This is a genomic window from Enterobacter hormaechei subsp. hoffmannii, from assembly GCF_001729745.1.
GTDB lineage: Bacteria > Pseudomonadota > Gammaproteobacteria > Enterobacterales > Enterobacteriaceae > Enterobacter > Enterobacter intestinihominis.
In genome coordinates this window covers 4,294,738-4,318,551 of sequence record NZ_CP017186.1, presented here as the reverse complement: position 1 = coordinate 4,318,551, position 23,814 = coordinate 4,294,738, and the positions used below count along the sequence as shown (strand labels likewise).

The window sequence follows — 23,814 nt, the reverse complement described above, 5'->3', positions numbered from 1 at the left end:
TTCAACCGGGTTAGCTCACAAACCTGCGTGTATCGATGCGTTGCAGCAGCATTGAGAGCAGCAGGCTGACAACCAGCGTAACGGTAAATATCCAGACAATATCCAGCACCGGCCAGCTTTTAAGCTCAACGCCGCGGGTGCGCAGGGCGTGGATCACCAGCGCGTGAAAACCGTAAATGCCCAGCGAGTGGCGAGAGATAAACCCCAGCACCGGAAGCGGGCGGGTATTCAGGGTGTTTTTAACCAGAGTCAGCAGCGAAACCGCGCAGATAAAGACCATCGGCCCGCAGTAGAGATACCAGGTATCGGCAAAGTTTCCGCGCCATTGCAGCTCGTGCAGCGTCCCTCGAGAGATAATAAACACACCGGCGATAAATGCTGCCGCGCAAAGCCAGTTTATTCCTCTCTTTTGCGTCTCCATCATGCCGATGGCGCGCCCCAGCATGCCGTACAGCACGTAATAAAACGTATCGCCGTTGATATAGAGGTTAACGGGCAGCCATTCAAAGCCATCAATTTTCTGTGAGACGGTATTCGGGTTTGCCACGATCCCGATTATTACCATCAAGGCCAGCAGCATTTTACCGCTAACGTTTTTTACCTGAATTAACGGCGAAACCAGATAGATAACCATTATCGCGAAGAAAAACCACAGATGATAGAACACCGGTTTTTGCAACAAATTGAGCAGGGAACGTTCAGCATTAATTGAAGTGAACAGGATGATATAGAGCAGCGAAATGGCGCTGTAAAACAGCAAACAGGAGACAATACGGATGAAATGTCTCGGCTGCGCGCTACGCTCGCCAAAAAAGAGAAAACCGGAAATCATAAAGAACAGCGGGACGCTCACGCGTGAGGCTGAGTTCAGAATATTGGCGACATCCCAGTTAACAGGGCTGATACTGTGCGCGTTCGTGACATACCAGGTCGTAGTGTGGATCATCACCACCATCAGACAGGCTATTCCCCGCAGGTTATCAATCCAGTTAATTTTTGACTGCATCAGTTCCTCTGTATTCCTGATAAAGAAAGTGTGACTGCGATTGCGTAAAACTTTTCCCTTGGAAAATTCTGAGTTTAGCCAGGCTGTCTTGTCGGGAGCTGGCGAGATTCGCAGAATGTTGAACATTAATCTATAAACGTGTTGCTACTAAAAATAACAGCCACTGACCAGGGCGGTAATAAAAATGATGATGAAGCGTGGGGCGTCACTCTTTCTGCTGCTTTTATTAGCAGGGTGCAGTGCTTCTCAGGAGGCTCCAGTCCAAAAAGCGCAGCAGGGGAAAATGAGCCCGGAGCGTTCCCTGAATATGGAACAGCTGTGCAGGGATCAGGCGGCTCACCGCTATAATTCCGAAGCACAGAAAATTCATATTAACGGCTTCGAGCGCTTTCAGGGCAGCTATGAACTGAAAGGCTATACGGCGCGTAAAGAGGGCTTTGTCTGCTCTTTTGATGCAGACGGCCAGTTTTTACATCTCTCAATGCGCTAAATTGCTCGTATAAGCAGCAACCAGAGCCTTCGCAGGTTCTGGCTGTAGGGCTTATTCCCCAATTTTCCCTAAACAACCCCGTTTCGTACTGTATATCTTGCAGCCAGCGGGTATACTGATCCCTTCCATTTAAAACCACACGTATCCAGCACGAAATACTATGCAAAAGTTTGATACCAAGACCTTCCAGGGCCTGATCCTGACCTTACAGGATTACTGGGCTCGTCAGGGCTGCACCATTGTTCAACCTTTGGACATGGAAGTTGGCGCAGGCACCTCACACCCGATGACCAGCCTGCGCGCGTTAGGGCCAGAGCCAATGGCGACCGCCTATGTTCAGCCATCCCGTCGTCCGACCGATGGCCGTTACGGCGAAAACCCGAACCGTTTGCAGCACTACTATCAGTTCCAGGTGGTGATTAAGCCATCACCCGACAACATTCAGGAACTGTACCTCGGGTCACTGAAAGAGCTGGGTATGGATCCGACCATTCACGACATTCGTTTCGTGGAAGATAACTGGGAAAACCCAACGCTGGGTGCCTGGGGTCTGGGTTGGGAAGTGTGGCTGAACGGCATGGAAGTGACCCAGTTCACCTACTTCCAGCAGGTTGGCGGTCTGGAATGTAAACCGATCACCGGCGAAATCACCTATGGTCTGGAACGTCTGGCCATGTACATTCAGGGCGTAGACAGCGTTTACGACCTGGTCTGGAGCGACGGCCCGCTGGGTAAAACCACCTACGGCGACGTGTTCCATCAGAACGAAGTGGAGCAATCCACCTATAACTTCGAATACGCGGACGTGGACTTCCTGTTCACCTGCTTCGAGCAGTACGAGAAAGAAGCCCAGCAGCTGCTGGCGCTGGAGACTCCGCTGCCGCTGCCTGCCTACGAGCGTATTCTGAAGGCTGCCCACAGCTTCAACCTGCTGGATGCCCGCAAAGCGATCTCCGTGACTGAACGTCAGCGCTACATTCTGCGTATTCGTACCCTGACCAAAGCCGTTGCTGAAGCTTACTACGCGTCCCGTGAAGCCCTTGGCTTCCCGATGTGCAACCGAAACAAATAAGAGGCGGCCATGTCTGAGAAAACTTTCCTGGTGGAAATCGGCACTGAAGAGCTGCCACCAAAAGCCCTGCGCAGCCTGGCTGAATCTTTCGCTGCGAACGTCACTGCTGAGCTGGATAACGCTGGCCTGGCGCACGGTAAAATTGAGTGGTTTGCTGCGCCGCGTCGTCTGGCGCTGAAAGTGGCAAACCTGGCGGCGTCCCAGCCGGATCGCGAAGTTGAAAAACGTGGCCCGGCCATTGCCCAGGCGTTCGACGCGGAAGGCAAGCCGAGCAAAGCGGCTGAAGGCTGGGCGCGCGGCTGCGGTATCACCGTCGATCAGGCCGAACGTCTGACCACCGACAAAGGTGAATGGCTGCTGTATCGTGCCCATGTGAAAGGCGAAAGCGCGGAAGCGCTTCTGCCAGATATGATTGCGACCTCGCTGGCTAAGCTGCCGATTCCTAAGCTGATGCGCTGGGGAGCGTCTGACGTACACTTTGTGCGTCCGGTTCACACCGTGACCCTGCTGCTGGGCGATACCGTTATTCCGGCGACCATTCTGGGCGTGGCGTCCGATCGCGTGATCCGCGGCCACCGCTTTATGGGCGAGCCGGAGTTCACCATCGACAATGCTGATCAGTACCCGCAGATCCTGCTGGAGCGCGGTAAGGTCATTGCTGACTACGAACAGCGTAAAGCCAAAATCAAAGCTGACGCCGAAGAAGCGGCGCGCAAAATTGGCGGTAATGCCGATCTGAGCGATAGCCTGCTGGAAGAAGTGACCTCTCTGGTCGAATGGCCGGTTGTGCTGACCGCGAAATTCGAAGAGAAATTCCTGGCCGTTCCGGCTGAAGCGCTGGTGTACACCATGAAGGGTGACCAAAAGTACTTCCCGGTTTACGCCAACGACGGCCAGCTGCTGCCAAACTTCATCTTCGTCGCGAACATCGAATCGAAAGATCCGAGCCAGATTATCTCCGGTAACGAGAAAGTGGTGCGTCCACGTCTGGCGGACGCCGAGTTCTTCTTCAACACCGACCGTAAAAAACGTCTGGAAGATAACCTGCCGCGTCTGCAAACCGTACTCTTCCAGCAGCAGCTGGGTACGCTGCGCGACAAGACTGACCGTATCGCGGAGCTGTCCGGCTGGATTGCCCGTGAAATTGGCGCCGACGTTAACCACGCTACCCGCGCGGGCCTGCTCTCCAAGTGCGACCTGATGACCAATATGGTGTTCGAATTTACCGACACCCAGGGCGTGATGGGCATGCACTACGCGCGTCATGACGGCGAAGCGGAAGACGTGGCTGTGGCCCTGAACGAGCAGTATCAGCCGCGCTTTGCCGGTGACGATCTGCCGTCTAACCCGGTTGCCTGCGCCGTGGCGATTGCCGATAAGATGGACACCCTGGCGGGTATCTTCGGTATCGGTCAGCATCCGAAAGGCGACAAAGACCCGTTTGCGCTGCGTCGTGCTGCGCTGGGCGTGCTGCGCATCATCGTAGAGAAGAACCTCAATCTCGATCTGCAAACGCTGACCGAAGAAGCGGTCCGTCTGTACGGCGATAAGCTGACCAACGCGAAGGTTGTGGATGATGTTATCGACTTTATGCTCGGTCGTTTCCGCGCGTGGTATCAGGACGAAGGTTACTCCGTTGATACCATTCAGGCGGTGCTGGCGCGTCGTCCGACCCGTCCGGCAGATTTCGATGCGCGTATGAAGGCGGTATCCCACTTCCGTACGCTGGAAGCGGCGTCTGCGCTGGCCGCGGCCAACAAGCGTGTATCCAACATCCTCGCGAAATCCGACGAGACGCTGAACGAACGCGTAAACGCTGCAACCCTGAAAGAGCCGGAAGAGATTTCTCTGGCGATGCAGGTTGTGGTGCTGCGCGACAAGCTGGAGCCGTATTTCGCGGAAGGTCGCTACCAGGAAGCACTGGTGGAGCTGGCGGAGCTACGTGACGTCATCGATGCCTTCTTCGAGAAGGTGATGGTGAACGTGGAAGATAAAGAGCTGCGTATTAACCGTCTCTCGATGCTTGAGAAACTGCGTGAGCTGTTCCTGCGCGTGGCGGATATTTCGCTGCTGCAATAATGTAAAAAACCCGCCCCTGACAGGCGGGAAGAACGGCAACTAAACTGTCTCTCTTCGCCAATGGCGCCATAACTGCGTTGGCTGCGCTCGTTCACCCGAATCACTTACTAATGTAAGCTCATCGGGATTCGCTCGCTTGCCGCCTTGTTCTGACGTCATTGGCTTTAAGATACTTTTCCTTATTTACATTTACACTCTCTCAAACACCGTCGCGATCCCCTGACCCAACCCGATACACATCGTCGCCAGTCCGAACTGGGCATCTTTGCGTTCCATCAGGTTGATCAGCGTGGTGCTGATACGCGCCCCGGAGCAGCCCAGCGGGTGACCGAGGGCTATCGCGCCGCCATTGAGGTTAATCTTCTCGTCGATCTGATCCATCAGCCCCAGATCTTTAATGCACGGCAGGATCTGCGCGGCGAACGCTTCGTTCATCTCAAAGAGGTCGATATCACTTGCGCTCAGCCCCGCTTTTTTCAGCGCCAGTTTTGACGCCGGGACCGGACCGTAACCCATGATGGAAGGATCGCAGCCCACGACTGCCATCGAACGCACGCGGGCGCGTGGCGTCAGGCCTAATTCGCGGGCGCGGCTTTCGCTCATCACTAACATGGCGGCGGCACCGTCGGACAGGGCAGACGAGGTGCCCGCCGTTACCGTGCCGGTGACCGGATCAAACGCCGGACGCAGGGTAGAAAGCGCTTCAACAGTGGTTTCAGGACGGATAACTTCGTCGTAGCTGAACTGCTTCAGTACGCCGTCTGCGTCGTGACCGCCGGTTGGGATGATCTCATTCTTAAAGGCACCAGACTGCGTGGCGGCCCAGGCGCGGGCATGTGAGCGCGCGGCAAAGGCATCCTGCATTTCACGGCTGATGCCGTGCAGACGGGAGAGCATCTCGGCGGTCAGGCCCATCATACCGGCGGCTTTCGCCACGTTGCGGCTCATGCCCGGATGGAAATCGACCCCGTGGCTCATCGGCACGTGGCCCATGTGCTCCACGCCGCCCACCAGACAGGCCTGCGCATCGCCGGTCATGATCATCCGTGCCGCGTCGTGCAGCGCCTGCATCGACGAACCGCAAAGACGGTTGACGGTGACCGCCGGAACCGAATGCGGGATCTCCGCCAGCAGAGACGCGTTACGGGCGATGTTGAAACCCTGCTCCAGCGTCTGCTGGACGCAGCCCCAGTAAATATCGTCCAGCGCAGCAGGGTCCAGCGCCGGGTTACGCGCCAGCAGGCTACGCATCAGGTGCGCCGAGAGATCTTCCGCACGCACGTTACGGAATGCACCGCCTTTTGAACGGCCCATCGGGGTGCGAATTGCATCAACAATGACAACCTTTTCCATTGTGACTCCTTAAGCCGTTTTCAGCGTGCCAACCGGACGGGCTGGCTCAACTGCTGGATAGTAGGGTTCGTTATGGCGCGCTTTGTTACGCAGACCTTCCGGCACCTCATAAAGCGGACCGAGGTGCTGATATTGCTGAGCCATATCGAGATAGCGAGCGCTGCCGAGCGTATCCAGCCAACGGAACGCGCCGCCGTGGAACGGAGGGAAGCCGAGGCCGTACACCAGCGCCATATCCGCTTCTGCCGGGCTGGCGATAATGCCTTCTTCGAGGCAACGCACTACTTCGTTGATCATCGGGATCATCATCCGGGCGATGATCTCATCGTCAGTGAAGTCGCGTTTTGGCTGACTGACGTCGGCCAGCAGGCCATCCACCGCCGGATCTTCTTCTTTCTTCGGTTTGCCTTTGCTGTCTTCTTTATAGCGCCAGAAGCCCAGACCGTTTTTCTGCCCAAAGCGGTTGGCGTCGAACAGGGCGTCAATGGCGTCGCGATAATCTTTCTGCATGCGCTGCGGGAAGCCCGCCGCCATCACCGCCTGCGCGTGATGGGCAGTGTCGATGCCGACAACGTCCAGCAGGTACGCCGGGCCCATCGGCCAGCCGAACTGTTTTTCCATCACTTTGTCGATTTTGCGGAAGTCTGCGCCGTCGCGCAGCAGCTGGCTGAAACCGGCGAAGTACGGGAACAGCACGCGGTTAACGAAGAAGCCCGGGCAGTCGTTAACGACGATTGGCGTTTTGCCCATCTTGCTCGCCCACGCCACCACTTTGGCGATGGTTTCGTCGGAGGTTTTTTCCCCACGGATCACTTCGACCAGCGGCATGCGATGCACCGGGTTAAAGAAGTGCATCCCGCAGAAGTTTTCCGGACGCTTCAGCACGCTCGCCAGTTCGCTGATAGGAATGGTGGAGGTGTTAGAGGCCAGTACGGTCTCAGGACGCACCTTCTCTTCCGTTTCGGCCAGCACTGCTTTTTTGACTTTCGGATTCTCAACGACCGCTTCAACCACTACGTCCACGCGCTCAAAGCCGCTGTATTCCAGCGTTGGCTGGATGGTGGAGATCACGCCTGCAAGCTTCAGACCGTCAATTTTGCCGCGCTCAAGCTGTTTATTCAGCAGCTTGGCCGCTTCGGTCATGCCCAGCGTCAGGGATTTCTCGTTGATGTCTTTCATCACTACCGGCACGCCTTTCCAGGCAGACTGGTAGGCGATGCCGCCACCCATAATGCCCGCGCCGAGTACCGCCGCGTGTTTTGGCGTTTCAACGTTTTTGGTGAGTTGTTTGGCTTTGCCCTTCACAAACTGATCGTTAAGGAAGATACCAACCAGCGCGCGGGCTTCGTTGGTGTGCGCCAGCGGGACAAAGCTCTGGTTTTCCAGCTTCAGGGCTTCATCACGGCCCAGACGGGCTGCCGCTTCAATGGTTTTCACCGCCGTGATCGGCGCCGGGTAGTGTTTACCCGCCGTCTGCATCACCATGCCCTTGGCGATGGTGAAGCTCATGGTGGCTTCAATTTTGCTGAGCTTCAACGGCTCCAGCTTTGGCTGACGTTTGGCTTTCCAGTCGAGATCGCCGTTAATCGCCTGACGCAGAATGGCTACAGCGCCTTCAATCAGTTTTTCAGGCTTAACCACGCCGTCCACCAGACCGATTTTCTGCGCCTGTTCCGCGCCGACATCTTTACCTGCGGCAATGATTTCCAGCGCGCTGTCGGCACCCAACATGCGCGGCATACGCACCGAGCCACCAAAGCCCGGCATAATGCCCAGTTTGGTTTCCGGCAGGCCGATGCGCAGGTCTGGGGTCGCCAGACGGTAATCAGTGGCTAACACGCATTCGCAGCCGCCGCCCAGCGCGTAACCGTTAACGGCAGAAAGGGTCGGGACAGGCAGATCTTCCAGACGATTAAAGACGCTGTTCGCAAAGTGCAGCCACTGGCTCAGCTGTTCTTCGGGCACCAGGAACAGCGACAGGAATTCGGTGATATCCGCGCCAACGATAAAGGCCGCTTTGTTGGAGCGCAGCAGCAGCCCTTTCAAATCTGATTGCTTTTCAAGTACATCCAGTGCCTGGCCAAGACTGGCCACCGTCGCGGTATCAAGCTTGTTCACTGAGCCGGGGGCATCGAACACCAGTTCGGCAATGCCATCTTCCAGCCAGTCTACGTACAGGGTGTCGCCTTTGTAGAGCATGTCGGTCTCCTGAATCCAGCAATTGGATCTGGTCATACCAGATGAAACGGAGTGTGGAATTTATGTTAATAAAATGCAAATTAGTCATTAAGAAATTGCTGCGCTGATCACGGTCGGTGGAAATCACGCAGCCGGAGTGAGGTGTGCTAAGATGCGATGACTTGAGGTCAAAAAAACGAAAGGAAGAATGATGGACTCACTGGCTTCGCTTTATAAAAATCATATCGTTACCCTACAGGAACGTACCCGCGATGTACTGGCCCGCTTCAAGCTGGATGCCCTGCTGATCCACTCCGGCGAGCTGATGAATACTTTTCTTGATGACCACGCTTATCCCTTCAAGGTTAACCCGCAGTTTAAAGCCTGGGTGCCTGTCACGCAGGTTCCAAATTGCTGGCTGCTGGTGGATGGCGTGAACAAGCCGAAACTGTGGTTCTACCTGCCGGTCGATTACTGGCACAACGTGGAGCCGCTGCCGACCTCATTCTGGACCGAAGAAATTGACGTGATTGCGCTGCCAAAAGCAGACGGCATTGGCAGCCAGTTGCCAGCGGCGCGTGGGAACATCGGCTACATTGGTCCGGTTCCTGAGCGTGCGCTGGGTCTGGATATTCCGGCAGATAAACTCAACCCGAAAGGCGTGCTGGATTATCTGCACTACTATCGCGCCTACAAGACCGACTACGAACTTTACTGCATGCGTGAAGCGCAAAAAACGGCGGTGAATGGCCACCGTGCGGCGCACGAAGCGTTCCAGTCCGGTATGAGCGAGTTCGATATCAATCAGGCCTACCTGACGGCGACCGGCCACCGCGATACCGACGTGCCGTACAGCAACATCGTGGCGCTGAATGAACATGCCTCGGTTCTGCACTACACCAAACTGGATCATCAGGTTCCGGCTGAGATGCGCAGCTTCCTGTTGGACGCGGGGGCTGAGTACAATGGCTATGCGGCAGACCTGACCCGTACCTGGGCGGCGAATGCGGATACTGATTTTGCGCAATTGATCAAAGACGTGAACGACGAACAGCTGGCGCTGATTGGCACCATGAAGGCCGGAACCAGCTACGTGGATTATCACATCCAGTTCCATCAGCGCATCGCTAAACTGCTGCGTAAGCATCAGATTGTCAAAGACATGAGCGAAGAGGCGATGGTTGAGAACGATTTGACCGGGCCATTTATGCCGCACGGTATCGGCCACCCGCTGGGTTTACAGGTTCATGACGTCGCGGGCTTTATGCAGGATGATACCGGTACGCACCTGGCGGCACCGTCTAAATATCCTTATCTGCGCTGCACCCGCGTTCTGGCGCCGCGTATGGTATTGACCATTGAGCCGGGCATCTACTTTATTGAATCCCTGCTGGCGCCGTGGCGGGAAGGGCAGTTCAGCAAGCACTTCAACTGGGAGAAAATTGAAGCGCTGAAGCCGTTTGGCGGCATTCGTATCGAGGATAACGTGGTTATTCACGAGAACAGCATTGAGAACATGACGCGAGATCTGAAGCTGGCCTGATGGAAAGCTGGCTGATACCGGCCGAGCCGGTCACCTTTGTTGAGGAAATCAAGAAAAGCCGCTTTATCACGCTGTTGGCGCATACTGACGGCGTGGAGGCGGCGAAGGCGTTCGTCGAGTCCGTCCGCGCGCAGCACCCCGATGCCCGCCATCACTGTGTGGCGTGGGTCGCAGGGCCGCCAGACGACTCACAGCAGCTCGGGTTTTCTGACGACGGTGAACCGGCGGGTACGGCCGGAAAACCGATGCTATCCCAGTTGATGGGCAGCGGCGTGGGTGAAATCACCGCCGTCGTGGTCCGCTACTACGGGGGCATTTTGTTAGGCACCGGAGGGCTGGTTAAAGCCTACGGAGGGGGTGTCCAGCAGGCGCTTAATCTGCTGATAACAACCCGCAAAACGCCACTTACGGAATATACTTTGTTATGCGATTACGCCCAGCTATCGGGTATCGAAGCACTGCTTAAACAGTTTAACGGCGTCATCGCACACAGTGATTATCAGGCAATGGTGCAATTACGCGTGGCGCTTCCTCAGGCGGAACTGGCTGCTTTTTCAGCAAAACTCGCTGATTTTAGTCGCGGTTCATTGCATTTACTGCCGATTGAAGAATAATCCCCACCTCACAATTTTGAATACCTAAGGAAGCGGCAGAGATGCATTTTCGTGCCATTACCCGAATCGTTGGATTGCTGGTCATACTTTTCTCCGGGACAATGATCATTCCCGGACTGGTGGCGCTTATCTACCGGGACGGCGCGGGGCGTGCATTTACGCAAACCTTTTTTGTCGCGCTGACGATTGGCTCCCTGCTGTGGTGGCCAAACCGCCGTGAGAAAGGTGAACTGAAATCCCGGGAGGGTTTTCTGATCGTGGTCCTGTTCTGGACGGTACTGGGAAGCGTGGGTGCGCTGCCGTTTATCTTCTCTGAACAACCGAATCTCACCGTCACGGATGCGTTTTTTGAATCGTTCTCCGGATTAACGACCACCGGGGCCACCACGCTTGTGGGGCTGGATTCACTCCCGCATGCAATTCTCTTTTACCGGCAGATGCTCCAGTGGTTCGGCGGTATGGGGATCATCGTGCTGGCGGTGGCTATCCTGCCGATTCTGGGCGTCGGGGGGATGCAGCTTTACCGGGCTGAAATGCCTGGCCCGTTGAAAGATAACAAGATGCGCCCGCGTATTGCGGAGACGGCGAAAACCCTTTGGCTTATTTATGTCCTGCTGACGGTGGCCTGCGCGCTGGCGCTGTGGTTTGCCGGGATGCCTGCGTTTGATGCCATCGGGCACAGCTTTGCCACTATCGCTATCGGCGGGTTCTCCACCCACGATGCCAGCGTTGGGTACTTCGACAGCCCGACGATCAATACCATCATTGCCATCTTTTTGCTGATCTCAGGCTGTAACTACGGTCTACACTTCTCGTTGCTTAGCGGCCGGAGCCTGAAGGTGTACTGGCGCGACCCGGAATTCCGGATGTTTATTGGCGTCCAGTTGACCCTGGTGATCATCTGTACCCTGGTACTGTGGTTCCACGATGTCTATAACTCGGCGGTCACGACCCTGAACCAGGCCTTCTTCCAGGTGGTATCGATGGCGACAACCGCCGGTTTCACCACGGACAGTATTGCGCGTTGGCCGCTGTTCCTGCCGGTGCTGCTGTTGTGCTCTGCGTTTATCGGCGGCTGTGCCGGGTCGACGGGCGGCGGCCTGAAGGTGATCCGTATTCTGCTACTGTTCAAGCAGGGGAACCGTGAACTTAAACGTCTCGTCCACCCGAATGCGGTTTACAGCATCAAGCTGGGCAATCGTGCACTGCCGGAGCGTATCCTCGAAGCGGTGTGGGGATTCTTCTCCGCTTATGCGCTGGTCTTTATTGTCAGTATGCTGGCGATTATCGCCACGGGCGTGGATGATTTCTCTGCCTTCGCCTCTGTGGTGGCAACGTTAAACAACCTGGGGCCGGGGCTGGGTGTCGTGGCGGATAATTTCGCCAGTATGAACCCGGTGGCAAAGTGGATCTTAATCGCCAATATGCTGTTTGGTCGTCTTGAGGTCTTTACGCTGCTGGTGCTGTTTACCCCAACATTCTGGCGTGAGTAAGGAGACATTGGTGAAAACGTTAATTCTTTTCTCAACGCGTGATGGGCAAACGCGTGAGATTGCTTCATATCTGGCTTCTGAACTCAAAGAGCTGGGCATTTATTCTGATGTGGTGAACCTGAATCGCACTGAACAGCTTGCCTGGCAGGATTACGACCGTGTGGTCATTGGCGCTTCAATTCGTTACGGTCATTTCCATCCGGCGCTGGATCGCTTTGTGAAAAAGCATACGGCGGAGCTCGCTAAGCTGCCCGGCGCGTTTTACTCGGTCAACCTGGTTGCCCGTAAAGCAGAGAAGCGTACACCGCAGACTAACAGCTATACGCGCAAGTTTTTGCTGAGCTCGCCATGGCAGCCCGATATCTGTTCTGTCTTTGCGGGCGCGCTGCGTTATCCGCGTTACCGCTGGTATGACCGCTTTATGATCCGCCTGATCATGAAGATGACGGGCGGGGAAACGGATACGCGTAAAGAAGTGGTTTATACCGACTGGGATCAAGTGGCCAGTTTTGCCCGTGAAATTGCACGTTTAACGGACGATTCGCGGGTTAAATAAGCGTTGAGTTTGAAAAGTGAGCGAACGAAAAGTTTTTTGTATTTAGTGCTTGTCACTTCAGAAGAACTCCCTATAATGCGCCTCCACTGACACGGAACAACGGCACACACGCCGCCGGGTCAGCAGAGAAAAGCAAAATAAACGCTTGACTCTGAAGCGGGAAAGCGTAATATGCACACCCCGCGCCGCAGCGAAAACGTAGCGGCACTGCTCTTTAACAATTTATCAGACAATCTGTGTGGGCACTCAAAGTGACATGGATTCTTAACGTCCTCGGACGAAAAATGAATACCAAGTCTCTGAGTGAACACGTAATTCATTACGAAGTTTAATTCACGAGCATCAAACTTAAATTGAAGAGTTTGATCATGGCTCAGATTGAACGCTGGCGGCAGGCCTAACACATGCAAGTCGAACGGTAACAGGAAGCAGCTTGCTGCTTTGCTGACGAGTGGCGGACGGGTGAGTAATGTCTGGGAAACTGCCTGATGGAGGGGGATAACTACTGGAAACGGTAGCTAATACCGCATAACGTCGCAAGACCAAAGAGGGGGACCTTCGGGCCTCTTGCCATCGGATGTGCCCAGATGGGATTAGCTAGTAGGTGGGGTAACGGCTCACCTAGGCGACGATCCCTAGCTGGTCTGAGAGGATGACCAGCCACACTGGAACTGAGACACGGTCCAGACTCCTACGGGAGGCAGCAGTGGGGAATATTGCACAATGGGCGCAAGCCTGATGCAGCCATGCCGCGTGTATGAAGAAGGCCTTCGGGTTGTAAAGTACTTTCAGCGGGGAGGAAGGCGACAGGGTTAATAACCCTGTCGATTGACGTTACCCGCAGAAGAAGCACCGGCTAACTCCGTGCCAGCAGCCGCGGTAATACGGAGGGTGCAAGCGTTAATCGGAATTACTGGGCGTAAAGCGCACGCAGGCGGTCTGTCAAGTCGGATGTGAAATCCCCGGGCTCAACCTGGGAACTGCATTCGAAACTGGCAGGCTAGAGTCTTGTAGAGGGGGGTAGAATTCCAGGTGTAGCGGTGAAATGCGTAGAGATCTGGAGGAATACCGGTGGCGAAGGCGGCCCCCTGGACAAAGACTGACGCTCAGGTGCGAAAGCGTGGGGAGCAAACAGGATTAGATACCCTGGTAGTCCACGCCGTAAACGATGTCGACTTGGAGGTTGTGCCCTTGAGGCGTGGCTTCCGGAGCTAACGCGTTAAGTCGACCGCCTGGGGAGTACGGCCGCAAGGTTAAAACTCAAATGAATTGACGGGGGCCCGCACAAGCGGTGGAGCATGTGGTTTAATTCGATGCAACGCGAAGAACCTTACCTACTCTTGACATCCAGAGAACTTAGCAGAGATGCTTTGGTGCCTTCGGGAACTCTGAGACAGGTGCTGCATGGCTGTCGTCAGCTCGTGTTGTGAAATGTTGGGTTAAGTCCCGCAACGAGCGCAACCCTTATCCTTTGTTGCCAGCGGTTAGGCCGGGAACTCAAAGGAGACTGCCAGTGATAAACTGGAGGAAGGTGGGGATGACGTCAAGTCATCATGGCCCTTACGAGTAGGGCTACACACGTGCTACAATGGCGCATACAAAGAGAAGCGACCTCGCGAGAGCAAGCGGACCTCATAAAGTGCGTCGTAGTCCGGATTGGAGTCTGCAACTCGACTCCATGAAGTCGGAATCGCTAGTAATCGTGGATCAGAATGCCACGGTGAATACGTTCCCGGGCCTTGTACACACCGCCCGTCACACCATGGGAGTGGGTTGCAAAAGAAGTAGGTAGCTTAACCTTCGGGAGGGCGCTTACCACTTTGTGATTCATGACTGGGGTGAAGTCGTAACAAGGTAACCGTAGGGGAACCTGCGGTTGGATCACCTCCTTACCTTAAAGAACCTGCCTTTGCAGTGCTCACACAGATTGTCTGATGAAAAACAGCAGTAAAAAATCTCTGCAGGCTTGTAGCTCAGGTGGTTAGAGCGCACCCCTGATAAGGGTGAGGTCGGTGGTTCAAGTCCACTCAGGCCTACCAAATTTTTGCTGATGCTGCGTTGCGGCGACACTCACATACCTGAGTATGCTTCGTGTCACCACGCCTTGCCTCAACAAAAATTACCGGTAGAGAGATAACTACGATGGGGCTATAGCTCAGCTGGGAGAGCGCCTGCCTTGCACGCAGGAGGTCTGCGGTTCGATCCCGCATAGCTCCACCATCCTTTACTGCGAACACAAGAAAACTTCAGAGTGAACCTGAAAAGGTGCACTGCGAAGTTTTGCTCTTTAAAAATCTGGATCAAGCTGAAAATTGAAACGACACATCTTTAATGGTGTGTTCGAGTCTCTCAAATTTTCGCAATCAGAAGTGAAACATCTTCGGGTTGTGAGGTTAAGCGACTAAGCGTACACGGTGGATGCCCTGGCAGTCAGAGGCGATGAAGGACGTGCTAATCTGCGAAAAGCGCCGGCGAGGTGATATGAACCTTTGACCCGGCGATGTCCGAATGGGGAAACCCAGTGCAATCCGTTGCACTATCGTTAACTGAATACATAGGTTAACGAGGCGAACCGGGGGAACTGAAACATCTAAGTACCCCGAGGAAAAGAAATCAACCGAGATTCCCCCAGTAGCGGCGAGCGAACGGGGAGCAGCCCGGAGTCTGAATCAGCTTGTGTGTTAGTGGAACGGTCTGGAAAGTCCGACGGTACAGGGTGATAGTCCCGTACACGAAAGCACACATGCTGTGAACTCGAAGAGTAGGGCGGGACACGTGGTATCCTGTCTGAATATGGGGGGACCATCCTCCAAGGCTAAATACTCCTGACTGACCGATAGTGAACCAGTACCGTGAGGGAAAGGCGAAAAGAACCCCGGCGAGGGGAGTGAAAAAGAACCTGAAACCGTGTACGTACAAGCAGTGGGAGCCTCTTTATGGGGTGACTGCGTACCTTTTGTATAATGGGTCAGCGACTTATATTCTGTAGCAAGGTTAACCGTATAGGGGAGCCGAAGGGAAACCGAGTCTTAACTGGGCGTTAAGTTGCAGGGTATAGACCCGAAACCCGGTGATCTAGCCATGGGCAGGTTGAAGGTTGGGTAACACTAACTGGAGGACCGAACCGACTAATGTTGAAAAATTAGCGGATGACCTGTGGCTGGGGGTGAAAGGCCAATCAAACCGGGAGATAGCTGGTTCTCCCCGAAAGCTATTTAGGTAGCGCCTCGTGAACTCATCTTCGGGGGTAGAGCACTGTTTCGGCTAGGGGGCCATCCCGGCTTACCAACCCGATGCAAACTACGAATACCGAAGAATGTTATCACGGGAGACACACGGCGGGTGCTAACGTCCGTCGTGAAGAGGGAAACAACCCAGACCGCCAGCTAAGGTCCCAAAGTCATGGTTAAGTGGGAAACGATGTGGGAAGGCACAGACAGCCAGGATGTTGGCTTAGAAGCAGCCATCATTTAAAGAAAGCGTAATAGCTCACTGGTCGAGTCGGCCTGCGCGGAAGATGTAACGGGGCTAAACCATGCACCGAAGCTGCGGCAGCGACGCTTAGGCGTTGTTGGGTAGGGGAGCGTTCTGTAAGCCGTTGAAGGTGTCCTGTGAGGGGTGCTGGAGGTATCAGAAGTGCGAATGCTGACATAAGTAACGATAAAGCGGGTGAAAAGCCCGCTCGCCGGAAGACCAAGGGTTCCTGTCCAACGTTAATCGGGGCAGGGTGAGTCGACCCCTAAGGCGAGGCCGAAAGGCGTAGTCGATGGGAAACAGGTTAATATTCCTGTACTTGGTGTTACTGCGAAGGGGGGACGGAGAAGGCTATGTCAGCCGGGCGACGGTTGTCCCGGTTTAAGCATGTAGGCGGAGGTTCCAGGTAAATCCGGTACCTTATTAACGCTGAGGTGTGATGACGAGGCACTACGGTGCTGAAGTGATAAATGCCCTGCTTCCAGGAAAAGCCTCTAAGCATCAGGTAACACGAAATCGTACCCCAAACCGACACAGGTGGTCAGGTAGAGAATACCAAGGCGCTTGAGAGAACTCGGGTGAAGGAACTAGGCAAAATGGTGCCGTAACTTCGGGAGAAGGCACGCTGATATGTAGGTGAAGCCCCTGCGGGCGGAGCTGAAATCAGTCGAAGATACCAGCTGGCTGCAACTGTTTATTAAAAACACAGCACTGTGCAAACACGAAAGTGGACGTATACGGTGTGACGCCTGCCCGGTGCCGGAAGGTTAATTGATGGGGTTAGCGGCAACGCGAAGCTCTTGATCGAAGCCCCGGTAAACGGCGGCCGTAACTATAACGGTCCTAAGGTAGCGAAATTCCTTGTCGGGTAAGTTCCGACCTGCACGAATGGCGTAATGATGGCCAGGCTGTCTCCACCCGAGACTCAGTGAAATTGAACTCGCTGTGAAGATGCAGTGTACCCGCGGCAAGACGGAAAGACCCCGTGAACCTTTACTATAGCTTGACACTGAACACTGGTCCTTGATGTGTAGGATAGGTGGGAGGCTTTGAAGCGTGGACGCCAGTCTGCGTGGAGCCAACCTTGAAATACCACCCTTTAATGGCTGGTGTTCTAACGTAGACCCGTAATCCGGGTTGCGGACAGTGTCTGGTGGGTAGTTTGACTGGGGCGGTCTCCTCCCAAAGAGTAACGGAGGAGCACGAAGGTTGGCTAATCCTGGTCGGACATCAGGAGGTTAGTGCAATGGCATAAGCCAGCTTGACTGCGAGCGTGACGGCGCGAGCAGGTGCGAAAGCAGGTCATAGTGATCCGGTGGTTCTGAATGGAAGGGCCATCGCTCAACGGATAAAAGGTACTCCGGGGATAACAGGCTGATACCGCCCAAGAGTTCATATCGACGGCGGTGTTTGGCACCTCGATGTCGGCTCATCACATCCTGGGGCTGAAGTAGGTCCCAAGGGTATGGCTGTTCGCCATTTAAAGTGGTACGCGAGCTGGGTTTAGAACGTCGTGAGACAGTTCGGTCCCTATCTGCCGTGGGCGCTGGAGAATTGAGGGGGGCTGCTCCTAGTACGAGAGGACCGGAGTGGACGCATCACTGGTGTTCGGGTTGTCATGCCAATGGCACTGCCCGGTAGCTAAATGCGGAAGAGATAAGTGCTGAAAGCATCTAAGCACGAAACTTGCCCCGAGATGAGTTCTCCCTGAGACCTTGAGTCTCCTGAAGGAACGTTGAAGACTACGACGTTGATAGGTCGGGTGTGTAAGCGCAGCGATGCGTTGAGCTAACCGATACTAATGAACCGTGAGGCTTAACCTTACAACGCCGAAGATGTTTTGGCGAAGAGAGACAGACACGATTTTCAGCCTGATACAGATTAACAGAATTTGCCTGGCGGCTTTAGCGCGGTGGTCCCACCTGACCCCATGCCGAACTCAGAAGTGAAACGCCGTAGCGCCGATGGTAGTGTGGGGTCTCCCCATGTGAGAGTAGGGAACTGCCAGGCATCAAACAAGTGAAGAGGCCATCCGCAAGGATGGCCTTTTTGCGTTTCTGCACCAGCTTCCTTTCCATAAACTAATCACCCATCCCTTCGTATATACGGTAAACTATCCCGGTTTTTGCATCAGGATAGCGTCTATGAATCACTCCCTTAAGCCCTGGAATACCTTTGGTATTCAACGGAATGCTAATCAAATTGTACGTGCCGACAGTGCTCAGCAGTTGCTGAATGCCTGGCAAAACGCAACAGAAAACGGTGAACCCGTACTTATTCTGGGCGAAGGAAGTAATGTCCTGTTTCTCGATGATTTTGCGGGGACGGTAATCGTTAATCGCATCATGGGGATTGAGCGTAAAGAGAGCGCTGACAGCTGGCATTTACACGTGGGTGCTGGCGAAAACTGGCACCATCTGGTGCAATATACCCTTGAAAAAGGGATGCCCGGACTGGAAAACCTGGCCCTCATCCCGGGCTGTGCAGGATCATCTCCTATTCAAAACATCGGTGCCTACGGCATTGAACTGAAACACGTCTGCGAATATGTCGACTGCATCGAACTCGCGACCGGAACGGCGAAGCGTTTGACCGCAGAGCAGTGCCGCTTTGGCTATCGCGACAGCATTTTCAAGCACGACTATCAGGATCGTTTTGTCATTGTGGCCGTTGGCCTGCGTCTGGCGAAAGCATGGAAACCCGTTCTGACTTACGGCGATCTGGCCCGTCTCGATCCGGCTACCGTCACACCGCGTGAGGTTTTTGATTCCGTTTGCCACATGCGAATGACCAAGCTACCGGACCCGAAAGTTAACGGAAATGCGGGCAGTTTCTTCAAAAATCCGGTGATCGGCAGCGAAAATGCTAAAGCGTTTCTCGCTGGCTGGCCAACGGCCCCGCATTATCCTCAGGCGGATGGCAGCGTAAAGCTGGCCGCAGGCTGGCTTATCGATCAATGTGAATTAAAAGGTACTACGCTTGGTGGCGCTGCTGTTCATCGTCAGCAGGCGCTGGTACTGATCAACCAGTCCAACGCGACAAGTGAGGATGTCGTCAACCTGGCGCACCATGTTCGCCAGCGTGTGGGCGAAAAATTTAACGTCTGGCTGGAGCCTGAAGTTCGCTTTATTGGCCGAACGGGCGAAGTGAATGCCGTGGAGACCATTGCGTGAAGGACAATACTATTCCGTTAACTCTCATCGGTATTCTTGCTGATGGCGAGTTTCATTCTGGCGAGCAGCTGGGCGAACAGCTGGGCATGAGCCGCGCTGCCATCAATAAACATATTCAAACGCTCCGCGACTGGGGCGTGGATGTGTTTACGGTACCGGGAAAAGGCTACAGCCTGCCGGAACCAATCCAGTTACTGAATGAAGAGATCATCCGCAGCCAGATTGGACACGGTAACGTCGCGGTATTGCCGGTCATTGATTCGACGAACCAGTATCTGCTGGATCGCCTGAGCGAGCTGAAATCCGGTGATGCCTGCGTTGCCGAGTACCAACAGGCAGGACGTGGCCGCCGGGGGCGTAAGTGGTTTTCGCCATTTGGCGCCAACCTCTACCTTTCCATGTACTGGCGGCTTGAACAGGGGCCAGCTGCGGCCATCGGGCTGAGCCTGGTCATCGGCATTGTGATGGCAGAGGTGCTGCACGATCTGGGTGCCGATCAGGTGCGGGTAAAATGGCCCAACGATCTGTATCTCAACGATCGAAAGCTGGCGGGGATCCTGGTCGAACTGACGGGAAAAACAGGCGATGCCGCACAGATCGTCATTGGGGCGGGGCTGAACATGGTGATGCGAAACGTGCAGAACGATGTCGTGAACCAGGCCTGGACCAACCTACAGGAAGCGGGGATCACCATCGATCGCAATACGCTTGCCGTCCGCATGATCAATGAGTTGCGTAGTTCGCTGACGCTCTTTGAACAAGAGGGGTTAGCGCCATTCCTGTCCCGCTGGGAAAAGCTGGATAACTTTATTAACCGACCGGTGAAGCTGCTGATTGGGGATAAAGAGATTTACGGCACATCACGCGGCATTGACGCGCAGGGCGCGTTGCTGCTTGAACAGGATGGCGTGATTAAGCCCTGGGTGGGCGGTGAAATTTCGTTACGAAGTGCAGAGTAACCCTCTCCCCACAGGGGGAGAGGGTGTAGCAGGTCACTGCGGATACGGCACCCAATCCCCGGCATTCAGCCGGACATAAGGCTTATTCTGATACTGGATCACCACCGCATTGGCGTTTTCCGATACCTCCGCCGTCTGCGGCAGCCCGCTGGTGAGCTGATCCCAGTTCACGCTATCTTCCACAAACAGCTTACCGTCTACAGCGCGAGCAACCAGTTCCGAGATGGCCAGATAGCTGCTTGGCTGGGTGATCTCAACTGGCGCGCCCTGATGCGGTGCCTTCATGCCAAAGAACTTAATCCCGGCCGGAACGTTTGTGATGGACGGGCTTGGGATATCGCGCAGACCAGACACCTGCATCCTGTCGCCTTTCAGCGCTCCACCATGTTCCGGGACCACCACCACCATCACTTTACGACCTGATTTTTCCAGCTCGTTAAAGAACGCGTTCAGCTCGTCAAAGAACTTCTGCGCACGGGCCTTGTAATCGGCCGTTTTGCTTACGCCCGGATAATGGTTCCCGTCGTGAAGCGGCAGCGTATTATAGAACGTCGCGCTACGCGTCCCTTCCTCTTTACCGACGGTGTCGAACCAGCGCTGAAGTACGGCGGTATCGTCATAGACCGGCGAGCCATCGAAGCCCAGTAACGTCACTGGCAGCCCTTTCTGGTCCATCAGTGGGGCCTGCATGCCACCCTGTTCACGCACTTCTTTCAGGAAGTTACCGAACTGACCGTTATGGCCCATCATCAGGTGTTGGGTAAAGCCCAGTTTTGCCAGGTTATCAAACAGGTAACACTGGTTAGCTGCCGGCTGGTAGAGGTTCTTATGCGAGGGCTGCCCACAGCTGGCGCGCAGCAGGCGGATAGCCGCCGGGCCGCTGTACGACGTGGCCGAGTTGAAGTCTTTGAACTGAATATCGAAATGCGACCACAGCGGGTGCGACATCAAACCAGCCGCGTCAACGTCAGCCCAGGACAGAGAACAGATGTTAATGACCAGCAACTCAAACGGCTGAGCATCAGCAGGCAGCGCGTCCGGGAATTTCGTCTGACGCTTATCTTCCGCAGCGTAAAAACTGGAGAGCCACGCGTTCAGGTTCGTAGATGTCGGCGGCGCCGTCTGCGCTGGAATATCCCCAACCACAGGCGTATCCCCTGCTGTCGCGACGGTAGCGGCGGCGGAACCGCCCGTGGTGGTTACGGTTGTCGTCGGCTGACCGGCTGGCCACAGCGAGAAGCTCGGGCCCGTCAGCGTCAGTACGTTTAGCCAGATCATAATCGCGACGACAAACACCGTCACCCGGATCCACTGAGACAGGAACAGCCAGGCAACCAGCAGGACAAATACCGCGCCAATCATCTGCCAGTTAATAAAGCGCTCAACCAGATCGAGCATATAGTCCGCACTGAAACCTGCGACCTGGGAACCCTGGCTCATAATGCTTTCGGGGCCGGGTAGCCAGGTATCATGCCAGAACAGGGCGAAACCGATAGGGATAGCAATCCAGTGACGTATACGGTGCAGCCTGAGATTCGGGATTGGCATCAGCAGGAATGCCATAAACACCAGATTAAGCAGCGGGTGGAAATTAAGATAGCCTGCCCACAGCAGACCAAACTTCACCAGAAAGTAGAAATTCCAGCCGGACAGACCGCGCCAGTATTGCCAGAGTGGCGATGGCGCTGAAGAGGTATAGGTAGAGTTAGTCATGTTTTCGGTTTGCCTTGACGTTTGAAGCGCGAGTCAGTGTTCCGGCGGGTTTAATATAGCGAGGTTTGACGAACAGTAATCTGATCGTATCGCGAATACGGCGCAGGGAATGGCGTGCATAGTAGCCAAGCGGCAAAAAAATCAGCGCGCACAGAACAACCAGTTGGATGATATCGCTGATATTCATAATGGAACGCTCTCCTTGTTCTCATCCATTAAGCGTAGCGGCTCAGGAACCCGACGCCATACGTGCCCATCATGTTTCGCGTTCAGAACCGGTTTGGCACCACTTGTTACAGGCAACGGTTTGGCCCATTTTTCAGGTGCCAGGGCTCGCATCTGGACAAGCTCAGCGCTGATCAAATTATCTTCAAACCAGACCATGCGGTTCGAGAAAATATCCCCGGTAGGCAGCGGGAAGATATGGTTCAGGGCGGTATCCAGATCGTTCACCCGACAGAAGGAGAGGAACAGCACCAGGCGATTATCGCCAATGGTCATGATATCCCCGATACGATTAGGGCGGCACAAGGTGAGCGCCTGCTCAACGCGAATGCCCGGCACAGGACGCAGGGCAACCATCACCCCTTTTCCGTCTGCCGGTAAAAGCGTATTGCTCATCATGTTGCCCACCGCATCGCAGAAGGTGTCCCATTTCTGGTAGCCGCGCAGTTTCATCGGCTGCGTCATTGAAAGCAGGGTGCTGATATCTTCCGGAACATATCGATTAAACTGCTGGCCCTGAATGCTTTCGATCAGCGTCAGACAGCGCGACAGGGGAGCATTCCAGGGAATGACCATATTCGCGCCGCAGCCCAGTAATAAGCGCTCATCGGTGGCGCGCAGGCTGGTATTATTTTCACGTACCACGATTTTTAACGCGCTGCCGCGCTGGCGACGTAATGTGTGAATGTGCCGTGCCAGCGTTTCGATTTGGTTATTCTGGATCAACGAGAAGATAATGGTCGCCGCCTGCGTGGTGCGCGCCTCATCAAATAAGGCCTCGTTAGTTTCGAACAGTGACCAATGCTCAGACAGTGCAGGCGCACCTTCCAGTACCGCAATATGACTCAGAACGCGCTTTTCATCACTGCGTGGCTGAACCACCGTCTCTTCCTGTTGAGCAAGATGCCACTCGTCCCCGACATTTTTGAGGGTAAGCTGCTGTCGGGAGCTCACCCCTTTTTCATTGCACCAGAAAGCCACGTCGTAAAGATGGCTGTCAGTCTGGACACGAATACTGGCCAGGCCATAGAGGAAACGGTATTCACTCATTAAAAGTGAAAAAAGTTTGTCGTTATTACTGCCCGGGTTAACAACCAATAAGGTGCAATTTTGATTTTTTGCCCATCTGCTGATTCTTCCCAGCCATTTCAGCAGTTTTTCAGACGGGATATTTTGTAGACCGTTTTGAGAACATTTAAGAATCAGTAAATAGTGTTCAGGAACAATAGAGCACTGAATATCGCGGGGCAAAAAGTATAAACTGTCGGCCTCCGCTGGCATGGAAAATAATCGTACTGTCTGGGGTCCACGGTCAGTTTCGAGCCTGATGATTGACTTTGGCTCATCGCCCATCGTAATGACGGCCACGCGGTAATCCTTACCCTGCGCCGCTATCGTCTGGTTTACCAGACTGATGGCATCTTCATTACGATCCGTATTAACCCACCAGACTCCTCCGACTGGCATGTGGCGCAATTCGTCCCATAATGACTGGATGCCAATAGAAAATATGGAGTCCACGGTGTCCCTCTTTTCGTCGAATTTCTATGTCTCTCAGTTTACTAGCGAAAGCGTAGAAATAAACCTAACATTGAAATTAAAGAACATCAGATTTAGCATGTAAATGAAATTTCGTGGGCAGGACGCCTCGCTGCATCTGAATCTTATGATTTTACTCAAAGGGATGAAATAAGAATGCAAAATAACGAACCCGCAACTCCAGTCGACCCAAGCCTGGGTTACACATTCCAAAACGATTTTCTGGCGCTCACGCAGGCTTTTTCATTGCCTGAAATAGATTACACCGATATTTCCCAGCGGGAACAGTTGGCTGCGGCTATTAAACGTTGGCCGTTATTAGCTGAGTTTGCCCAACAACAATAAGG

The 23,814-nt window shown here is 54.4% G+C and carries 16 protein-coding genes, 2 tRNA genes and 3 rRNA genes; 15 read left to right on the top strand and 6 right to left on the bottom strand.

Annotated elements, in window-relative coordinates:
- Window positions 1-10: 10 nt before the first annotated feature.
- Complete coding sequence (locus BFV65_RS20430; protein WP_058677323.1) at window positions 11-1,006, bottom strand: acyltransferase; 996 nt, start codon at window positions 1,004-1,006, stop codon at window positions 11-13.
- A 184-nt stretch (window positions 1,007-1,190) separates the two neighbouring features.
- On the opposite strand from BFV65_RS20430, the gene BFV65_RS20425 reads away from it, so the two are divergent.
- From BFV65_RS20425 to glyS, 3 genes are all read left to right on the top strand, one after another.
- Window positions 1,191-1,496: a YsaB family lipoprotein gene (locus BFV65_RS20425; RefSeq protein WP_022649742.1), complete on the top strand. Its 306-nt coding sequence runs from the start codon at window positions 1,191-1,193 to the stop codon at window positions 1,494-1,496.
- Between the two features lie 160 nt (window positions 1,497-1,656).
- Complete coding sequence (glyQ, locus tag BFV65_RS20420) at window positions 1,657-2,568, top strand: glycine--tRNA ligase subunit alpha (protein ID WP_003860141.1); 912 nt, start codon at window positions 1,657-1,659, stop codon at window positions 2,566-2,568.
- Between the two features lie 9 nt (window positions 2,569-2,577).
- The gene (gene glyS, locus BFV65_RS20415) at window positions 2,578-4,647 is read left to right on the top strand and encodes a glycine--tRNA ligase subunit beta (RefSeq protein ID WP_022649741.1); all 2,070 of its coding nucleotides are present in this window, start codon (window positions 2,578-2,580) and stop codon (window positions 4,645-4,647) included.
- A gap of 189 nt (window positions 4,648-4,836) precedes the next feature.
- Here the strand turns inward: glyS and fadA are convergent, their stop codons facing one another.
- A complete protein-coding gene (fadA, locus tag BFV65_RS20410; protein WP_000416981.1) occupies window positions 4,837-6,000 on the bottom strand; it encodes an acetyl-CoA C-acyltransferase FadA in 1,164 nt (387 codons plus the stop codon).
- Window positions 6,001-6,009: 9 nt separating this feature from the next.
- Window positions 6,010-8,199 (bottom strand): fatty acid oxidation complex subunit alpha FadB, encoded by a 2,190-nt coding sequence (fadB, locus tag BFV65_RS20405; RefSeq protein ID WP_023298848.1) that lies wholly within the window; start codon window positions 8,197-8,199, stop codon window positions 6,010-6,012.
- A 190-nt stretch (window positions 8,200-8,389) separates the two neighbouring features.
- On the opposite strand from fadB, the gene pepQ reads away from it, so the two are divergent.
- From pepQ to birA, 11 genes are all read left to right on the top strand, one after another.
- Window positions 8,390-9,721, top strand: coding sequence for a Xaa-Pro dipeptidase (pepQ, locus tag BFV65_RS20400; RefSeq protein WP_022649738.1), 1,332 nt, complete (start codon window positions 8,390-8,392; stop codon window positions 9,719-9,721).
- A complete protein-coding gene (locus tag BFV65_RS20395; protein WP_063152818.1) occupies window positions 9,721-10,335 on the top strand; it encodes an IMPACT family protein in 615 nt (204 codons plus the stop codon). The genes pepQ and BFV65_RS20395 overlap by 1 nt, the downstream gene beginning before the upstream one ends.
- A gap of 41 nt (window positions 10,336-10,376) precedes the next feature.
- A complete protein-coding gene (gene trkH, locus BFV65_RS20390; protein WP_022649737.1) occupies window positions 10,377-11,828 on the top strand; it encodes a Trk system potassium transporter TrkH in 1,452 nt (483 codons plus the stop codon).
- A 10-nt stretch (window positions 11,829-11,838) separates the two neighbouring features.
- Window positions 11,839-12,384, top strand: a complete 546-nt coding sequence (gene hemG / locus BFV65_RS20385; RefSeq protein WP_023298846.1) for a menaquinone-dependent protoporphyrinogen IX dehydrogenase — start codon at window positions 11,839-11,841, stop codon at window positions 12,382-12,384.
- Between the two features lie 350 nt (window positions 12,385-12,734).
- Window positions 12,735-14,276, top strand: a 16S ribosomal RNA gene (locus tag BFV65_RS20375).
- A gap of 70 nt (window positions 14,277-14,346) precedes the next feature.
- A tRNA-Ile gene (locus BFV65_RS20370) sits at window positions 14,347-14,423 on the top strand.
- Between the two features lie 105 nt (window positions 14,424-14,528).
- A tRNA-Ala gene (locus tag BFV65_RS20365) sits at window positions 14,529-14,604 on the top strand.
- 171 nt (window positions 14,605-14,775) lie between these two features.
- Window positions 14,776-17,681 (top strand): 23S ribosomal RNA (locus BFV65_RS20360).
- A 71-nt stretch (window positions 17,682-17,752) separates the two neighbouring features.
- Window positions 17,753-17,868 (top strand): 5S ribosomal RNA (gene rrf, locus BFV65_RS20355).
- The 16S, 23S and 5S rRNA genes sit together here with 2 tRNA genes alongside, the layout of an rRNA operon.
- 134 nt (window positions 17,869-18,002) lie before the next feature.
- Window positions 18,003-19,031: a UDP-N-acetylmuramate dehydrogenase gene (murB, locus tag BFV65_RS20350; RefSeq protein ID WP_023307159.1), complete on the top strand. Its 1,029-nt coding sequence runs from the start codon at window positions 18,003-18,005 to the stop codon at window positions 19,029-19,031.
- Entirely contained in the window at window positions 19,028-19,990 is a 963-nt protein-coding gene (gene birA, locus BFV65_RS20345; RefSeq protein WP_003861169.1) for a bifunctional biotin--[acetyl-CoA-carboxylase] ligase/biotin operon repressor BirA, read from the top strand. Before murB ends, birA begins: the two co-directional genes overlap by 4 nt.
- A gap of 33 nt (window positions 19,991-20,023) precedes the next feature.
- Here the strand turns inward: birA and bcsG are convergent, their stop codons facing one another.
- From bcsG to bcsE, 3 genes are read right to left on the bottom strand one after another with little or no spacing between them, the layout of a single operon-like run.
- Window positions 20,024-21,703 (bottom strand): cellulose biosynthesis protein BcsG, encoded by a 1,680-nt coding sequence (gene bcsG / locus BFV65_RS20340; RefSeq protein WP_023298844.1) that lies wholly within the window; start codon window positions 21,701-21,703, stop codon window positions 20,024-20,026.
- Window positions 21,696-21,890 carry a cellulose biosynthesis protein BcsF gene (gene bcsF / locus BFV65_RS20335; RefSeq protein WP_022649733.1) on the bottom strand — a complete coding sequence of 65 codons (195 nt, stop codon included), beginning with the start codon at window positions 21,888-21,890 and terminating at the stop codon, window positions 21,696-21,698. The genes bcsG and bcsF overlap by 8 nt, the downstream gene beginning before the upstream one ends.
- The gene (gene bcsE / locus BFV65_RS20330; protein WP_045309207.1) at window positions 21,887-23,449 is read right to left on the bottom strand and encodes a cellulose biosynthesis c-di-GMP-binding protein BcsE; all 1,563 of its coding nucleotides are present in this window, start codon (window positions 23,447-23,449) and stop codon (window positions 21,887-21,889) included. The genes bcsF and bcsE overlap by 4 nt, the downstream gene beginning before the upstream one ends.
- Before the next feature lie 174 nt (window positions 23,450-23,623).
- Here bcsE and bcsR point away from each other — a divergent pair, with 174 nt between their 5' ends.
- On the top strand, window positions 23,624-23,812 hold the full coding sequence (gene bcsR / locus BFV65_RS20325; RefSeq protein WP_022649731.1) for a cellulose biosynthesis protein BcsR: 189 nt from the start codon (window positions 23,624-23,626) through the stop codon (window positions 23,810-23,812).
- Window positions 23,813-23,814: the final 2 nt, after the last annotated feature.